Origin of the sequence: Pseudomonas sp. TH41 (genome assembly GCF_016650695.1) — a bacterium.
Lineage (GTDB): Bacteria > Pseudomonadota > Gammaproteobacteria > Pseudomonadales > Pseudomonadaceae > Aquipseudomonas.
In genome coordinates, this window is the sequence record NZ_JAEKFH010000005.1 from 344,926 (window position 1) to 360,733 (window position 15,808).

The window sequence follows — 15,808 nt, forward strand, 5'->3', positions numbered from 1 at the left end:
AACGCCGCGGGGTATCAGGTTCGCCGCGTTATCGTTGACGACCATCGCGAGCAAGCTCGCTCCTACAGGGTTTGCGTTGTTTCCTGCTCTACGGCGCCGGTTCGGGTTCGTTGGTCACCCGTAGCAATCCCCAGAGCCCGGCGGTGTTGCCGTAAGCGGCGTAGTCACGGAACAGGTAATCGCCCGGTATAGCGTTGCTGCCGCCGGCACTCGGGTGCATGAAGCTGAAATGCGCCGCCGGCAGGATGCTTTCGTGGGCGCCGATGTACATCGACATCGGGTTGTAACCGAACCGCACCGAACCCACCCCTGGCGTACTCATCGGGTAACCACCGGTGTCGCTCTTCTCCGACTGGAACGGGTTGACCGACCAGACGTGACCGTCCAACTGGAAGGTCGAGCCACGGCTGCCACCGGTGGGCATCAGGATGTGGGTGCGGAACGGTTGGCCCGGTTTCACATACAGCACCGGCGTTTGCGGATCGCCCCCCACCAGCGCATTGCTGAAAGCCATATGCGCGTTAGGCACGTCGCCGTAACCATGGCCGTCGGCGTGACCGAACGGCGCATCCGGTGGCAGGCCAAAGCGGTACCACATGGGTTCGGTTTTGTAGTTGATGGCCATGCTCGAGTTGTCCTGCGGATCGGTCGGTACACCGGCCTCCGAGGCAATACCTTCCACCGGACGACCATTGGCCCAGCGCATGTTCAACGCCTTTTGCCAGACCATCGCAAAATCGCGGTAGGTGGTTTGCCCCGGGGCAGTGACCGTCGCCGACACTTTGCGCGCATCGTCAACCCAGGTGGCGCCGATCGGCAGGATGCTCATCGCACCGCCCAGGCCTTTTTGCGGCTGCTTGATGACGTCCGCCGGGGTGAAATTCAGCCCGCCGAACTCCACCGCCGTGGCGTTGATGTTGTCGACACTGCGGCCCAGTTGCGTGATCGGCTTGCCTTCACGCTCCAGGTGCCCGGCGTAGTACTGATAGGAACGCATCGGGTACGCGCCGACATTGCCAACACGCGGTGGCACGGTCTGGATCGGGTTGGTGCCGACGTTGGTTCCGTCGGATTTGGTGATGTCGTAAGCCAGCAGTTGTGCGTGCAGGCCCACCGTGCTGGAGGGCCGCATCAGGTTATTGCTGAAGGTGGTAGAGCCCTCGCCATCGTTGCGGTCACGCTTGACCATGCCCATCACCGAGGCCGTCTGGGTCAGGTCCGGCATCACGCTGGGCAAGCGGTTTTCAAGCGTGATGTTGATGCAGTCACCGGCCGTCGCACGCAGCACCAGCGGTTCGACAGGCACACCGGGTTTGAGCTTGCCGGTGACCGGATCGAGATCCGCCTTGCGCACGTAGAGGATCGCCGTCGGGTCATGCAATTGCCCGCTTTGCCCGCCGATGGTAAAGGTCGTCCCGTCCGCAGGGTCGTTCACCGTGACCTGAGGAATGTTCACTGCCCGCGAGTTGTACACCAGGGTACCCCCCGCCGGATTCAACGGCCCGCCGACGTGTTGCCCGAGCCCGGCCGGATCGCCGATGGCCAGGCTCAACGGATTGCCGAGGATGTCGTTGGCCAGTGCCGCGACCACTTCATAGTTGCGTTGTGGTGTCGGCCGGGTGCCGATGCCATTGAGGTTGGCGCCGATCCTTGGGCAGATGCCATCGAACGCCACGGTGTTGCGCACACTGGCCGGTTTCGCATTGTTCGGCAGCGCGAACAGGTCGCTGCGCTGGGCCGTGTAGTTGCGCATCACGCCCCAGATCCCGCTCCAGTAACCTTCCAGCGAAGCGTCCATCGAGTACAGGTAATCCCCGGTGGTCGCGGCCGAACTGGAGAGCATCGACACCGGCGCATTGAAGCCCATCTGCTCGGAGATCCCGATCATCTGCGACGAGCGCCAGCCGGAGTTGGAGCTGTTGCCGTAGCCGGAACCGCTTTGCAGCCATTTCACGCCGTGCAGGGTGACGTTGTGCTCTTCTTCATGACCACCGGCATGCACCCGCAGCCGCACGTTGTCACCGGTGTAGGTGCGCAGCATCGGGGTGAACGGGTCACCCGGTTCTGCGCCGCCACGGTTGATGTGTGGCGGGAACAGTGTGGTGCCGCCAGTGGGACCGGTGGCCGCGGTGACAAGGTTAGGCGCCAGGTTCATCGCCGGGATGGCGCGGTCGGTGCGGCTTTGCATGGCGTACGCCAGGTCGCCGCCGAGGCCGTCAGCCTGCATGCCACGCTTGCCGTCCGGGCCGACCTTGTTCGGGTCGTACACCCGCAGGGCCAGCGGTTCGTTGCGGTAATTGACCACGAACATGCCGGGGTCATCGACCGAGATGGCTTGAGGGCATGGCCGGCTTGGGCAACCGGGCATCAGTCCACCGCGCGCTTCGACCACCTGCTCAAGCAAGGTCTCGGCTTCTTTGCGCACCGGCGGGTTGATTGCGTAGCGGAAGCTATCAGCCGTGGCCGGGAAGGCTTGCGGATTGGGCACGCCGTTCGGGCCAGCGCCCACGTACACACCGGCTTCATAGGCGTGCTGGAAGTCACTGTATTCGAGGAAGAACTCACGGAAGCTGTCGTTCTTGCCATCGCCGTCCAGGTCACCGGTTGAGATCACCGCTTGCCACGACGTCGGGCCGCCGTCCTGCCGCGCACCGCTGTACAACGGCTCGCCGGTTTCGGCGTGGAACCAGGTGGAACCGGCCGGTTCTGCCAGCACGGTGGCGTACAAGCCGATCTGTTGGTGCGTCGACGGGCCGAGGTGGTCGTGGGTAAAAATGGTCCCCAGGCCACGGTCGACGCCTTTGGTGTTCACCACCGGATCGACAAACCAGCGCTGCATCGCCGTGCGCGCCCCGACCCAGTCGGCCCGGCCAAACTGGCCGAAGTACGGGTGGCTTTTGGCTTTCGGGCAGGCCGGTGTGCCGTCACGCGGGTCGGCAGTTGCGCATTGGTTGAACTCGCGAATCGCGTGGATGCGTTCTTGCACCGCACCGGGGGAAAGCACGCCGTCTTCGTAGTTCCAGCCATTGGCCGAACCATCGGCGGCCGTCAGGTCCCATTTCGGCAGGTGAATGTGTTGACCGATCACGTCGGTCGGCGTGCGCACCTGATAGTCGTCCATCTCGTAGGTGGCCGGTACCAGGTTGGTTTGCTGGTACTGCACGCAGTCGAAGGTGTTCATGCGCATCACCAACGGCTCTGGCGGACGCTGCTTGTTAATCACCGGCCACGCGTCTTCCCACAGGGCCAGAATGCGCGCTTGCGGGAAGTGGTAACCGACCTTGTTGTAGACCGCGTCGAATTGGATGTTCGCGGCTTTGTAGATCCGTGGCCGGTCAGCCGTGAACGTCGACGAGCCCGTGAAGGACATGCCGTCGATGCGCTCGCCGCTGTTGAATTCACCACTGCCGGCGCTGGCGGTCAGGCGTTTTTGCCGGTCGTCCATGCACGGTTCGTAGTACGGCGCACCCGCCATCGGCAAGGCGCCGTTGGTGCGGAAGTTGCGCGCAACGATTTGATTGCCGGGCAACAGGGCAAAACTCGGGTGATCTTTTTTGGCGTGGAAGGCCATGGCCGCCTGCTCGACTTCGGTGCCCTCTTCCGGCATATAAATGGGCTTGGCGCGGGTCACTTCCTTGGAGAAGTCCAGGGACGTGGTAATGGTGCGCGCCTGGCCGCCCGAGGAAAAACCGTCCAGCGAGTGGCGTCCCAAACCGCCGTCCCAGCCACCGGATTGAGCCGGGTCGAGGTTGGCCCACAAGGCATTGCCGCTGTTCTTCAGACTCTGGGCCTTGGCGGCGTCGAGCATGTCCAGTGGCGGGGTCGGCGGGCGTTGGCCGACCGAACTTTCCATGCCGCCGATCCAGAAGGGATAACCAGGGTTTTTCAGGCTGCCGTCGGCATTGCGATTGGCTTCGCTGCGGTCCACCAGGGCCAGGGAACCGATGGCCTGAGCGCCACCGTTACCGCCATGATGCTCGCCGTCATCATCACCTTCGTCGTCATCGCTACCGGCCACCAGGACTTCACCGATTTTCGGCACCACCGCGACTTTGCCCGGCATGGGCGCCATGGCTTTGCCTGGCAGCGGCACGACCGCTGGAATCGGCGTACCGGCAACGATTTCGCCGTCGGGCAAGGCCCGGGCACCCGCGGCCGGTTTACCGCTGCGCAGTGCAAACGGTTCACTGTGGTAACCGTCGGTGCCCTGCTGGGACACCTCGAGTTGGGTGCCTTCTTCAAACACATCGTGCACCCGCCACATGCTCCACATGCCCTGAGCGAAGTGCGGATAGAAGTGGCAGTGATAGATCGCATCACCGGCGACGCGGTTGCGGTTGCCCGACCCTCCGTTGGCGATTTCATAGGTGTAACCGGCGCCCGGGCCAATGCCTTGGGCATCCACATAGTCAGAGTTGTCATCGTTGGGGTTAAACAACCACTGATGGCCGTGCAGGTGGAAGATGTGTTGCTCGTGGCCGTTGTGGGTGTTGCGGAATTTGACGAAGTCGCCGATGTAGCTGTGGTTGACGTTGGACGGCTCGGACGGATACAGCGCCATGGTCGCCTTGACCCCGACCTGATCGGCGCGCGGTGTTTCACCCGGACGAATGTTTTCCAGGCCCGCATTGGCCGGTACGTCCACCAGCATCGCCACGTCGCCGACGGTGTGCGCGCTGAGGAAGAATTCTTCATAGGCGCAGGACAGACAATCGTGCATCGGCCCGACGCCCAGTCGGTTGGCGACCACCTCGGCGCCCATGCCACCGGAGCCATAGTTGATCATGAACGAATCGCGGGTCGGCTCCAGCACATGGGCCATCACCGGGTCGGCCCAGTACGCGGGGAATGCCTGAGTCGCAGCGGTCTCATCCTGGAACTGCGAGGCGAAATCACGGAACGGCTCCAGACGATTCGGGATCGCCGGGTTGCGTTTGCCGATGGCTTCCAGCGGATAAGTCGACGGCGGGAAGCTGCCGTCGGCGTTGCTGCCCATCACAATCGCGTCGCTTTCGCTGGAGATGATTTCATTGCCGTCGATCATGCTGATGATCGGCGTGCCGGCCTTGCCTTCACCAATCCAGGGTTCGCGTTGCGGGTAACGCGCCTGGTAATCAACGATCGGTTGACCGGCCGGCGTACGGCCAACACTGGCCATGCGCATCTCTTCTTCGGTCACGGTGTTGCGGTAGGTGCGGCCGCCCTTGGGCACCACCACCACTTCGCCGAACAGGCCGTTGGCGACGTTGCCCGCATCGCCTTCGCCACCGAATGTTGCGCCCCGGCTGCTGGCGGCGAACGCGCCTTCGCGCTCGGCGTACAAGGTGTAGGAACGTGTGGCGCCAGGGGCGACTAATGCGTTGCCATTGCGCCCGGTATAGGCGGCGATGTCGTCGATGCTGTTGACCGCTTGCAGGCCATTGACCTGGAAACCGACGTGGCGGTCAGTGACTTGCTCATCGACCTTGAAGTTTTCTGCATCACCGATTTGGACTTCACCCTCTTCTCCCCCACCGTTATCGTGCGACCCGGGGTTGGCCTGATAGGCCAGCAGGTTCTGCAGGTTGAGGGTCAGGCAGTCACCGGCCGCAACGCGCAACACCAGGGGACGCGGACGCTTGTCGGGCCGCAACGCGACTTTGCCCGGCACCGCCGCCCCGCCTTGGGCAAGGGACCTGTTGTGGTCGTCGACCACATCACGACGCAGGGCGAACATCATGCCGTTGACGTTTTGCGCACCGAGGCGGTTGAACATCAGCGGCTGATCCAGCGCCACGACGTTCGCCACCAGATTTCGTTCGCAGCGTGCGGCGGCTTCGGCCATTTCGATGCCCAACAGCGGCGCTAAAAACAGCAGCAGGTTAACCAAGTGATGAGCGTGAGGTATGCCAGTCATGATCACGGGCCTCGCTGTAGGTGCTCACAGGGAACAAGTCTCGACAAATCCTTTGAGCAATCCGCATGCCATAAATAATTTGTTTGTTTTTCAGATGGTTACGTAAACGACTTGATAACTCGGGGGATATTCCCCACCCATTCCCCGTTTTTCGGGCTGACGACAACATCACCCAAAACGCAAATCCTGTAGGAGCGAGCTTGCTCGCGATGGTGGGTCAGCTACTGGGGTGTCAACTGACACACCATCGCGAGCAAGCTCGCTCCTACAGGGAAACGGGGGTGTCAGTTAGAACAGAGAGCGTTGCCCCACTATTGGGGAAACCCCCCAATCACAGCGGCGCATCCACGCCCAGGCCCTGCAGGCGGCGGTATTGGCGCAGCACGTTTGGCACGTAACGCTGGGTTTCAGCGAACGGCGGGATCACCCCGCCACGGCTGAGCACCGCTTGCGGCCCGGCGTTGTAGGCGGCCACGGCGAGGGCGATGTCGTTGTCGAACAGGGTCATCAGGTGCTTGAGGTATTTGGCGCCGCCCTGGATGTTGGCTTTCGGGTCATAGACGTCTTTCACCCCCATTTCCCGGGCGGTGGCGGGCATCAATTGCATCAGCCCTCCGGCACCTTTGGCGGACGTCGCGTCGGCGTTGTAGCTGGACTCGGTTTTAATCACCGCATGCAGCAGCGCCGCTGGCAATTCGTTGGCCGTGGCCGCCGCCGAGACCAGCTCGGCGTAGGGTTGGTTGGCAATCATCTGGGGCTGCTGATCGAGGCTGACCAAGGCCTTTTCCGGCTCATGAATCACCCGTTCGTAGTGCCGTCCGGGACGATGGACGTTGGACAAAATGTAGCTGCCCCTGGCGTCCACGGAAATGAACACATCGGCCTGGGCGACACCGGTCAACAGCAGACAGCCGAGTAATCCTTGGGTGAGTGACTTCATCATTACGCCTCCCCTGGCCGGCCCCGAAAAGTGGGGGTATTGCCCCAATGGCCGATCGTGAATCAGCCTTACGCAAGCACCGTGCCGCAAGTGAGAAGGCCCGTAATACTTGGGATTCAGGAGAATGCATCAGCCTGAGCATGGCAATTGCATACGCCTGTATGGCGATCCTTCTGCCGACTGTGCGAGGTCATCATGAATCAGCGTCTGCGTTCTACCCCGCGTACTCAAAGCGGGTTCACCCTGCTCGAACTGTTGGTGGTGCTGGTGGTGCTGGGGCTGTTGGCCGGCATCGTCGCGCCGAAGTATTTCGCTCAACTGGGCCGCTCCGAAGTGAAGGTGGCCAAGGCGCAAATTGAAGGCCTGGGCAAGGCACTGGACTTGTACCGCCTGGAGGTCGGTCACTACCCGTCGACCGAACAAGGTTTGCAGGCGCTGGTGACGGCGCCGAGTGATGAAACCCGATGGACTGGTCCCTACCTGCAGAAAAAGCTGCCGCAGGATCCATGGGGGCGTAACTACACCTATCGCTACCCCGGCGAAAACGGCGAATACGATTTGCTGTCCATGGGCAAGGACGGGCAACCCGGTGGCGAAGGCGAAAACGCCGAAATCACCAGCTGGCAATGACGGGAGTGGCGATCATGCGTTTTCATCTCAAAGCCGTTGGCAAGGCCGGCGTCGTCTCGATGACCGTCGAGGCGCTCGGCCACAGCGAAGCCCGGCGCATTGTCGAAGACCAGGGTTATCGGGTAGTCAGCCTGTACGCCGAGCGGCACTGGCGTGCGTTGCGCGTTCGACAGCGCGAGACCTTCAACCTGGTGCTGTTCAGCCAGGAACTGACAACATTGCTCAATGCGGGCCTGCCGTTGATCGATGCGCTGGAAAGCCTGGCGGAAAAAGAGAACGCGCCACAGGCCCGCAAGACCTTGAGCGAACTGGTGCGCCTGCTTTATGAAGGCAAATCGTTCTCCCAGGCACTGGGCCAGTTGTCCGCTGTTTTCCCTCCTCTCTATGTGGCGCTGGTGCAGTCCAGCGAGAAGACCGGCGCCGTGGGCGATGCCCTGGGCCGCTATGTCAGCTATCGCCAGCGCATGGACGAGGTTCGGCAGAAGATCGTCAGCGCTTCGATCTACCCCATGCTATTGCTGGTGGTGGGGGGTGGCGTGGTGTTGTTTTTGATGGGCTACGTGGTGCCGCGCTTCAGTCTCGTGTTCGAAGGCCTGGGGTCGAACTTGCCGTGGCTCTCGCAAGTCCTGATGAGCAGCGGGATGTTCCTGCACACGCATCAGGGCGAATTCTTCGGCGCATTGGCGGCGATCATCGTCGCCCTCGTCTTCCTGAAACGCCAACCGGCCTTTCGCCGGGGCGTGGACCGGGTCATTGAAAAACTCCCGGCGGTCCATCAACGCATCTTCATGTACGAACTGGCGCGGTTCTACCGCTCGCTGGGGATTTTGCTGCAAGGCGGCATTCCCCTCGTCACCGCCATGGGCATGGTTCGCGGCTTGCTCACCGTCGCCTCTCGCGCTCGCCTGGACCAGGCCTGCGAACGGGTACGCGAGGGACAGTCGCTGTCCACCGCGCTGGAACTCAATCATCTGGTGACCCCGGTTTCCCTGCGCCTGCTGCGCGCCGGTGAACAGTCCGGCAACCTCGGGCAAATGATGGAGCGCAGCGCCGACTTCTACGACGAAGAAATCAGCCGCTGGATCGAATGGTTCGTGCGGCTGTTCGAACCGTTGCTCATGACCTTCATTGGCCTGCTGATCGGGGTCATCGTGATCCTGATGTACATCCCTATTTTCGAGCTGGCCTCAAGCATTCACTGACCCTCTGCAACAGGGTCGAACGGTACGTCGCAGTGTTCATCGAGGTGACAAATGAATAAATCAGTACGTTGACGTGTTTATCAACTGAATTAGCAGCACGTTGCACTGTTCCTCAACGTTCCAACCCTGAACGAGAAGACGGAGAACGACATGCACATCAACAAGCTTTTACTGGCAGTAGCTATTGGCGCAGTTCTGTCGGCGTCCACCGTACTGATACCGGACAACCTGTCCGGAGTCTCGACTGCCCACGCCAAGGATGGAGGGGGTGGTGGCGGCTCTGGTGGTGGCGGTGGCGGCAATGGCGGAGGTGGTGGAGGTTCCGGCGGTGGTGGCGGTGGCGGCGGTGGCGGCGGCGGCGGCAATGGCGGCGGTCACGGAGGAAGCGGCAGCGGCGGCAACGGTGGCAGTGGCGGCAATAGCGGCAGTGGTCACAGTGGTAGCGATCACAGCGGCAGCGACCATGGCTCGGGGCATTCCGGCAACACAGCGTCCTCCGGGCGCAATGGCACGCACGAAGAGCCGGGAGACGACCATGGGGTTCATCATGCCGGTGAAATAGGTGATGACCACGGCGTTCACGCCAATGGTGAAGTGGGTGACGACCACGGTGTGCATGGCAACGGTGAAGTCGGCGATGACCACGGCGTTCACGCCAATGGTGAAGTAGGCGATGACAAAAGGACCTGACAAACGCTGATCCGAAACAACACAAACTTCTGTAGGAGCTGCCGCAGGCTGCGATCTTTTGATCTTGATTTTCAGTATCCCGGACAGATCAAGATCAAAAGATCGCAGCCTGCGGCAGCTCCTACAGGTACAGCGCCATCCAGCGATAGTCTCAGCTCAGTCACTCCCATTCTGAGCCAATGCCACCCGCAACCGCGCCGCACTCGCCCGCGGGCAATTCAACTGAACTCGCTCCAACCCCAACCAATCCGCCATCTGCCGCAAACTGAGCGCCAACGCCATCATTCCCTCGTCATCCAGTCCCGGCTCTTCCTCATGGACCGCGTGCACCGCCAATCGGCCCAACGCCCGCTCGGCGCGCAGGTCTACCCGCGCAGCAATCCGTTCATTGTGCAAAAACGGCAACACGTAATAGCCGTAGATCCGCTTGTCCTGCGGCGTATAAATCTCCAGCCGATAGCGGAAATCGAACAACCTTTCGGTGCGACTGCGCTCCCAGATCAGCGAATCGAAGGGTGAAAGCAGTGCACTGGACTCGACCTTGCGCGGCACTTTCGGCTCAGGCAGGCAATACGCCGGCTGCCGCCAGCCCTGGACCTCGCACGCCAGCAACTCACCCGCCTCAACCAGCTCTGCCAGACGTGGACGACTGTCTGCCGGGCTCAAGCGGAAATAGTCCCGCAGGTCCTTTTCGGTGCCAACGCCCAAGGCTGTCGCGGCATGCAGCAACAATCCGCGCTGGGCCTCGGCCTCACTGAGCAACGGTTGTTGCAGAATCGCCGAGGGAATGACCCGCTCCGGCAAGTCATAGAGCCGCTCGAATCCGCGTCGGCCGGCAACGGCCACTTCACCGGCAGCGAACAACCATTCCAACGCATGCTTTTCCGCGCTCCAGTCCCACCACGGCCCTGCCCGCTCCTGACGGGTCGAGAGACTTCCGGCCCCCAGCGCACCCAATTCCTGAACCGAAGCCAGCACTCGGCGAATGGTGCCCTGTTGCTCACGCCCGAATCGCGCCAGTTGCTGATAAATGTCTTCACCACGGGTCGCCCGCGACATGCGCCAGCGCATCAGCGGGTACATCGACAAGGGTAGCAACGACGCTTCATGGCCCCAATACTCGAACAGCGTGCGTCGACGGCCCTGACTCCAGGCAGCCTGGTCGAGTAAGTCGGATGAGTAGTTGCCGAGGCGGGAAAACAAGGGAAGGTAGTGCGAACGCACCAACGCATTGACCGAATCAATCTGCAGAATGCCCAAACGCTCGATCAGACGATTGAGCTGAACCGGTTTGATCGTCGCTGGCGGCTGGCGCCCGTTGAACCCTTGGGCGGCCAGCGCCAGACGGCGAGCCTGTTTGAGGGAAAAGGACAGCGTCGCGGGCATGAGCATCTCCTTGTCTGCTCGCAACCTACCTCACCGGGAGAGGGTTTGTGTAGCGCTGGAATCATCATTTATGCATCGGATCATTCCAGAACGGTTTTATCGACTCGAACTCTACATCCGCACGGCTCATGCCGATGTCCTTCAGTGCTTCGTCGCTCAAACTTGCCAGCAGCTCGCGCTCCCGGTGAAGTTCGTACCAGCGACTGAACTTATGCAGCAGATCGGATACCAGGTGGATCGAGTGTTTTTCTACCGCTGGGTATTCATGTTGACCTTTCATCTTGTTGCCCTCCGTTTGGGATGGTTCAAGTGTCGCGCCGGGGCTAAGATCAATCCAACGAATGTTTCTAATGTCACATATCTCGGAGATTGATGGATGTCCGCCTTCCCAAGTATCGACACAGACGTGCTGCGCACCTTCGTTGCTATCGCCGACCAAGGCGGATTTACCCGCGCCGGTGAATTGGTCAACCGCACCCAGTCAGCCGTGAGCATGCAGATGAAGCGACTGGAAGAGGATGTGTTGCAGCGCCAATTGTTCCAGCGCGACGGGCGGCAAGTGCGGCTCACCGCTGAAGGTCAGGTGTTGCTGGGTTACGCCCGGCGCATCCTCAAACTGCACAGCGAGGTGTTCAACACCCTGCGCGAGCCACACATGGTCGGCATGGTGCGCATCGGCACGCCGGACGATTACGTGATGCGTTTTCTGCCGGGGATTCTGCGGCGCTTTGCCCAATCCTATCCGCTGATCCAGATCGAGGTGCACTGCGAATCATCAAAACAATTGCTGCTGCGCCAGGACCTGGACTTGTCCATTGTCACCCGCGAACCGGGCAATGAGATCGGTGAGTTGCTGCGCAAGGAGCGTTTTGTCTGGGCCGAGGCGCAATGCTTCAGTGCCCACGAGCAGACGCCGTTGCCTCTGGCGATGTTCAACAGTGATTGTTTCTGCCGGCTGTGGGCCTGCAATGCGCTGGACGCCATGGGCCGCGATTACCGCGTTGCCTATAACAGCTCGAGCCTGTCGGCGATCATGGCGGTGGTCAGTGCCGGTCTGGCCGTCACGGCGCAACTCGAAAGCTTGATCACCCCGGACATGCGCATCCTCGGTGAAGCCGAAGACCTGCCACTGCTGCCCGAGGCGAGCATCATGCTGGTGCGCAACCTGCACAACCCGTCACCGATCACCGAGTGCCTGGCCGAACACATTGTCGAAGGCTTCAAGCTTTAAAAGCGAGCATCGCCGCACAGAGCACCAGGAAACCACAGAACAGCCCGCGCAGCAGCCGCTCTGGCATGGCGTGGGCAACCTTCACGCCCCAACTGATGCTCATCAGACCGCCGACCGCCAAAGGCACGCCGATCATCCAGTCGACTTGATGGTGTACGGCGTAAGTCACCAGGGTGACGCCCGTACTGGGTAGCGCCAGCGCCAGCGACAAACCCTGCGCAACCACCTGGCTGGTGCCGAACAGGCTGGTCAGCACCGGCGTCGCCACCACCGCGCCACCCACGCCAAACAACCCACCCATGGTGCCGGACGCCGCGCCGAGTACGCCCAGCCATGGCCATGAGTAATTCATCTGCGAAGAAGTCGACGCAGTGGCGCTGAACATTCGCACCAGGTTGTAGGCAGACAGCGCGACGAGGAACGCGATAAAGCCTGTGCGCATGGTGTGCGCATCAATGCCCACCGCCCAGATCGAACCGATCCAGGCAAAGCAGAAACCCATCGAGGCCAGCGGCAGCGCATGACGCCATTCAATCCGGTTGCGCTGGTGATAGCGCCACAGCGCCAGCATCACATTCGGTACCACCATCACCAGCGCCGTACCTTGCGCAATTTGCTGATCGAGGCCAAACAGCACGCCCAGCAGCGGGATCGCGATCAACCCACCGCCAATGCCGAACAACCCACCCAGGGTGCCCAGGGCCGCACCAAACACCAGGTACATCAAGAACTCAATCACAGGCGATTTCCCCTCACATCAGGCCCTCATCCTACGCAGTCACCGCTGGCAGCGAAACGCACAGCAACGCACAATGGCTGTGCCAACTTCGCATAAGCGCTGACAAACAATGAACCCCAATCAATTGACCGAACAACTGGGCCTGTTCCTTGACGTGTTGGAGAGCGGTAGCTTTTCCGCCGCGTCACGCCGTCATCCGTTGACGCCGTCGGCGGTGGCGCGGCGCATCGACAGCCTGGAAAACGCAGTCGGCAGCCAGTTGTTCATTCGCAGCACCCACGCGGTACGCGCGACTCCGGCCGGTTTGGCGTTTGCCGAACGCGCCCGGCGAATCGTTGCAGAACTTCAGCTGGCTCGGGCGGAAGCGGTGTCCCTCAGCAGCGCGCCAGAAGGCTTGATCCGGATCGACGCACCCGCCGCATTCGGGCGGCGGCATCTGGCGCCGGTGATTGCGGACTTTCTGATGCTCTACCCTGGCCTCGACGTGCAATTGCACCTGATCGACAGCTTTGTCGACATGCAAGGTTTGAATCTGGGCAAGGTCGACCTGGTGCTACGCGCCGGGCAAATGGCCGATACCCGGCTAGTGGCCACACCACTGGCGAGCATGGTACGAATCGCCTGCGCCAGCCCCGACTACCTGCAGCGGCGTGGTGTGCCGACCGCTCCAGCACAGTTGATTGATCACGATGGCCTCGACTGGGAGGGGCTCGCACCGCCCTTCGCTTGGCGTTTCGAGCGCGATGGGCAGATGCATTTGCACCGACCCGCACGCATCCGGATGAGCGCCAACAATGCCGAGGCGTTGGCCAGCGGTGCACTGGCCGGGCTGGGCATCGCCCATTTGCCGACGTGGCTGGCCAGCGAATATTTACTGCGCGGCGAACTGCTGCCGCTGTTTTGTGAAAACGGTCTGCCCAAGCCGGAAACGACCGGTATTTATGCGTTGCGCCTGGAGCAACAACCCAATTCCCGTAGTCGCTTGCTACTGGAATACCTGAAAACCCGCTTCAGTCCGATCCCTCCATGGGACCTGGCATTGCAAAACACCCTGGACCGGCACTAGCCCAGAATTGTCTGGTGCATTAAAGATTCGTCCGCTAGATTCATGACGATCACTGATCAAGGTTTCGAAATGACCACCGAGCGCAACACCCTGGATACCTGCGAAGAGCTGCTGCTGGACAACCAGATTTGCTTCGCCCTGCATTCCACTTCGCTACTCATGACCAAAGTCTATAAGCCGCTATTGCAAGCGCTAGGCCTGACCTACCCGCAATACCTGGCGATGATGGTGTTGTGGCAACAGGATGGTTTGACCGTGGGCGAAATCAGCACAAAATTGCTGACGGATCCTGGCTCACTGACACCGCTGCTCAAACGCCTGGAAGTCGAAGGCCTGCTCAGTCGCACCCGCAGCCGTGTGGATGAACGGGTGGTTATCGTTGAGTTGACCGAACAAGGTCGTGCACTGCGCGACAAGGCGCGCAGCATTCCGCAATGCATCCTCGCCGCCAGCGGGCAGACGCTGGAGCATCTGCAGAAGCTGCAAGCGCAATTGCAGGATTTGCGCAGCCATTTGCAAGAGAGCCTTTAACCTTCAAATCACCACAATCCCCTGTGGGAGCGAGCTTGCTCGCGATGACGGTATGACATTCAGCGTTGATATTGACTGACACACCGCCATCGCGAGCAAGCTCGCTCCCACAGGGGATGGTGGTGCTCTCACGAATCCGGTTCACCCGCCTATCTCGAAAAAATCCTCCTGAGCCGTGCTGCATCGATAGCTCTAATTCAACACTTCCGCTACTCATCGCTTATCCGCCCATCGGTTTTTGCCAATCTTTTTCCAATTTTATCTTGCGCACTAACTAATCGCGCGATACATTCATCTCGCACTTACTTAGCGCGCAAACATTTAGCGCAAACAACCGACATCCAAACGAGGCTCACCCCATGCAAACTCTCTACACTGCAATCGCAACCTCCACTGGCGGCCGTGATGGTCGTGCGGTTTCCAGCGACAACATCCTCGACGTCAAACTCGCCACCCCGAAAGAACTCGGTGGTGCTGGCGGCGCAGCGACCAACCCTGAGCAACTGTTCGCCGCCGGCTACTCCGCCTGCTTCATCGGTGCGCTGAAATTCGTTGCCAGCCAGACCAAACGCACCATCCCGAACGACGCCTCGATCACCGCCCATGTCGGCATCGGCCAAATTCCTGGCGGCTTTGGTCTGGACATCGACCTGCACGTCAGCCTGCCGGGCCTGGAACAGGCCGATGCGCAAACCCTGGTCGACGCCGCCCACCAGGTCTGCCCGTACTCCAACGCCACCCGTGGCAATGTCGATGTGCGTTTGCACGTGACGGTTTAAGCGCCATAAAGCAAAAGATCGCAGCCTCGTTTCACTCATGTAGGAGCTGTCGAGTGAAACGAGGCTGCGATCTTTTGATCTTTCAGGCAAAAAAAAGCCCGACTCAATGGTCGGGCTTTTTCATTCCTGAAGCTGTGCTTATTTGGCACGGCCTTTGTAGGAACCGCCTTCGCGGGTATCGATCTCGATCATGTCGCCGATTTCGATGAAGTCAGCAACCGACAGTTCGGTGCCGTTCTTCAGTTTGGCAGGCTTCATTACCTTGCCGGAAGTGTCGCCGCGAGCGGAACCTTCGGTGTAGTCAACCTGACGCACGATGGTGGTCGGCAGTTCTACGGAAACCAGACGCTCTTCGAAGAAGATCGCTTCGCAAACATCAGTCATGCCTTCTTCAACGAAAGGCAGAACGGCTTCGATGTCTTCAGCGTTCAGCTCGTACATGGTGTAGTCGGTGGTGTCCATGAACGTGTAGGTGTCGCCGCTGATGAAGGACAGGGTCGCTTCTTTGCGGTCGAGGATTACGTCGTCCAGTTTGTCGTCGGCGCTGTAAACGATCTCGGTCTTGTAACCGGTCAGCAGGTTTTTCAGCTTGGTCTTCATGATCGCGCTGTTACGACCAGACTTGGTGAATTCAGCTTTCTGAACCAGCCAAGGATCGTTTTCGAGACGGATCACGGTACCGGGTTTCAGTTCTTTACCAGTTTTCATTGCGAATATC

13 protein-coding genes are annotated in these 15,808 nt (G+C 60.7%); 7 read left to right on the forward strand and 6 right to left on the reverse strand.

The window, feature by feature from the left end:
• Positions 1-88 precede the first annotated feature (88 nt).
• Both mnxG and JFU37_RS20070 read right to left on the reverse strand, forming a co-directional pair.
• The gene (gene mnxG, locus JFU37_RS20065) at positions 89-5,896 is read right to left on the reverse strand and encodes a manganese-oxidizing multicopper oxidase MnxG (protein WP_201117831.1); all 5,808 of its coding nucleotides are present in this window, start codon (positions 5,894-5,896) and stop codon (positions 89-91) included.
• Positions 5,897-6,227: 331 nt separating this feature from the next.
• A complete protein-coding gene (locus JFU37_RS20070; protein WP_201119484.1) occupies positions 6,228-6,836 on the reverse strand; it encodes a lytic transglycosylase domain-containing protein in 609 nt (202 codons plus the stop codon).
• 195 nt (positions 6,837-7,031) lie between these two features.
• On the opposite strand from JFU37_RS20070, the gene gspG reads away from it, so the two are divergent.
• From gspG to JFU37_RS30755, 3 genes are all read left to right on the forward strand, one after another.
• Positions 7,032-7,466 carry a type II secretion system major pseudopilin GspG gene (gspG, locus tag JFU37_RS20075; RefSeq protein ID WP_201117834.1) on the forward strand — a complete coding sequence of 145 codons (435 nt, stop codon included), beginning with the start codon at positions 7,032-7,034 and terminating at the stop codon, positions 7,464-7,466.
• 14 nt (positions 7,467-7,480) lie between these two features.
• The gene (locus JFU37_RS20080) at positions 7,481-8,668 is read left to right on the forward strand and encodes a type II secretion system F family protein (protein ID WP_201117836.1); all 1,188 of its coding nucleotides are present in this window, start codon (positions 7,481-7,483) and stop codon (positions 8,666-8,668) included.
• Between the two features lie 150 nt (positions 8,669-8,818).
• The gene (locus JFU37_RS30755) at positions 8,819-9,358 is read left to right on the forward strand and encodes a hypothetical protein (RefSeq protein WP_242485787.1); all 540 of its coding nucleotides are present in this window, start codon (positions 8,819-8,821) and stop codon (positions 9,356-9,358) included.
• A gap of 156 nt (positions 9,359-9,514) precedes the next feature.
• Here JFU37_RS30755 and JFU37_RS20090 read toward each other — a convergent pair whose 3' ends face one another.
• Together JFU37_RS20090 and JFU37_RS20095 are read right to left on the reverse strand one after the other, a co-directional pair.
• Positions 9,515-10,744 (reverse strand): winged helix-turn-helix domain-containing protein, encoded by a 1,230-nt coding sequence (locus tag JFU37_RS20090; protein WP_201117840.1) that lies wholly within the window; start codon positions 10,742-10,744, stop codon positions 9,515-9,517.
• A 64-nt stretch (positions 10,745-10,808) separates the two neighbouring features.
• Positions 10,809-11,024 (reverse strand): DUF1127 domain-containing protein, encoded by a 216-nt coding sequence (locus JFU37_RS20095; RefSeq protein ID WP_201117842.1) that lies wholly within the window; start codon positions 11,022-11,024, stop codon positions 10,809-10,811.
• 96 nt (positions 11,025-11,120) lie between these two features.
• On the opposite strand from JFU37_RS20095, the gene JFU37_RS20100 reads away from it, so the two are divergent.
• Entirely contained in the window at positions 11,121-11,975 is an 855-nt protein-coding gene (locus JFU37_RS20100; RefSeq protein WP_201117853.1) for a LysR substrate-binding domain-containing protein, read from the forward strand.
• On the opposite strand, the gene JFU37_RS20105 is transcribed toward JFU37_RS20100, so the two are convergent.
• A complete protein-coding gene (locus tag JFU37_RS20105; protein ID WP_201119485.1) occupies positions 11,965-12,699 on the reverse strand; it encodes a sulfite exporter TauE/SafE family protein in 735 nt (244 codons plus the stop codon). The genes JFU37_RS20100 and JFU37_RS20105 overlap by 11 nt on opposite strands.
• A 124-nt stretch (positions 12,700-12,823) precedes the next feature.
• On the opposite strand from JFU37_RS20105, the gene JFU37_RS20110 reads away from it, so the two are divergent.
• From JFU37_RS20110 to JFU37_RS20120, 3 genes are all read left to right on the forward strand, one after another.
• Entirely contained in the window at positions 12,824-13,780 is a 957-nt protein-coding gene (locus JFU37_RS20110; protein ID WP_201117855.1) for a LysR family transcriptional regulator, read from the forward strand.
• Between the two features lie 69 nt (positions 13,781-13,849).
• The gene (locus JFU37_RS20115; RefSeq protein ID WP_201119486.1) at positions 13,850-14,311 is read left to right on the forward strand and encodes a MarR family winged helix-turn-helix transcriptional regulator; all 462 of its coding nucleotides are present in this window, start codon (positions 13,850-13,852) and stop codon (positions 14,309-14,311) included.
• A 359-nt stretch (positions 14,312-14,670) separates the two neighbouring features.
• Complete coding sequence (locus tag JFU37_RS20120; protein ID WP_201117858.1) at positions 14,671-15,090, forward strand: organic hydroperoxide resistance protein; 420 nt, start codon at positions 14,671-14,673, stop codon at positions 15,088-15,090.
• 138 nt (positions 15,091-15,228) lie between these two features.
• Here JFU37_RS20120 and JFU37_RS20125 read toward each other — a convergent pair whose 3' ends face one another.
• On the reverse strand, positions 15,229-15,798 hold the full coding sequence (locus JFU37_RS20125) for an elongation factor P (RefSeq protein ID WP_007943632.1): 570 nt from the start codon (positions 15,796-15,798) through the stop codon (positions 15,229-15,231).
• Positions 15,799-15,808: the final 10 nt, after the last annotated feature.

What these genes read in the sequence shown, in the direction of transcription:
- JFU37_RS20115 (WP_201119486.1), top strand. Translation starts at nt 13,850, where the DNA reads ATGACCACCGAGCGCAACACCCTGGATACCTGCGAAGAGCTGCTGCTG.
- JFU37_RS20095 (WP_201117842.1), bottom strand. Translation starts at nt 11,024, where the DNA reads ATGAAAGGTCAACATGAATACCCAGCGGTAGAAAAACACTCGATCCAC.
- gspG (WP_201117834.1), top strand. Translation starts at nt 7,032, where the DNA reads ATGAATCAGCGTCTGCGTTCTACCCCGCGTACTCAAAGCGGGTTCACC.
- JFU37_RS20105 (WP_201119485.1), bottom strand. Translation starts at nt 12,699, where the DNA reads ATGTACCTGGTGTTTGGTGCGGCCCTGGGCACCCTGGGTGGGTTGTTC.
- mnxG (WP_201117831.1), bottom strand. Translation starts at nt 5,896, where the DNA reads ATGACTGGCATACCTCACGCTCATCACTTGGTTAACCTGCTGCTGTTT.
- JFU37_RS30755 (WP_242485787.1), top strand. Translation starts at nt 8,819, where the DNA reads ATGCACATCAACAAGCTTTTACTGGCAGTAGCTATTGGCGCAGTTCTG.
- JFU37_RS20120 (WP_201117858.1), top strand. Translation starts at nt 14,671, where the DNA reads ATGCAAACTCTCTACACTGCAATCGCAACCTCCACTGGCGGCCGTGAT.
- JFU37_RS20125 (WP_007943632.1), bottom strand. Translation starts at nt 15,798, where the DNA reads ATGAAAACTGGTAAAGAACTGAAACCCGGTACCGTGATCCGTCTCGAA.
- JFU37_RS20110 (WP_201117855.1), top strand. Translation starts at nt 12,824, where the DNA reads ATGAACCCCAATCAATTGACCGAACAACTGGGCCTGTTCCTTGACGTG.
- JFU37_RS20070 (WP_201119484.1), bottom strand. Translation starts at nt 6,836, where the DNA reads ATGAAGTCACTCACCCAAGGATTACTCGGCTGTCTGCTGTTGACCGGT.
- JFU37_RS20100 (WP_201117853.1), top strand. Translation starts at nt 11,121, where the DNA reads ATGTCCGCCTTCCCAAGTATCGACACAGACGTGCTGCGCACCTTCGTT.
- JFU37_RS20090 (WP_201117840.1), bottom strand. Translation starts at nt 10,744, where the DNA reads ATGCCCGCGACGCTGTCCTTTTCCCTCAAACAGGCTCGCCGTCTGGCG.
- JFU37_RS20080 (WP_201117836.1), top strand. Translation starts at nt 7,481, where the DNA reads ATGCGTTTTCATCTCAAAGCCGTTGGCAAGGCCGGCGTCGTCTCGATG.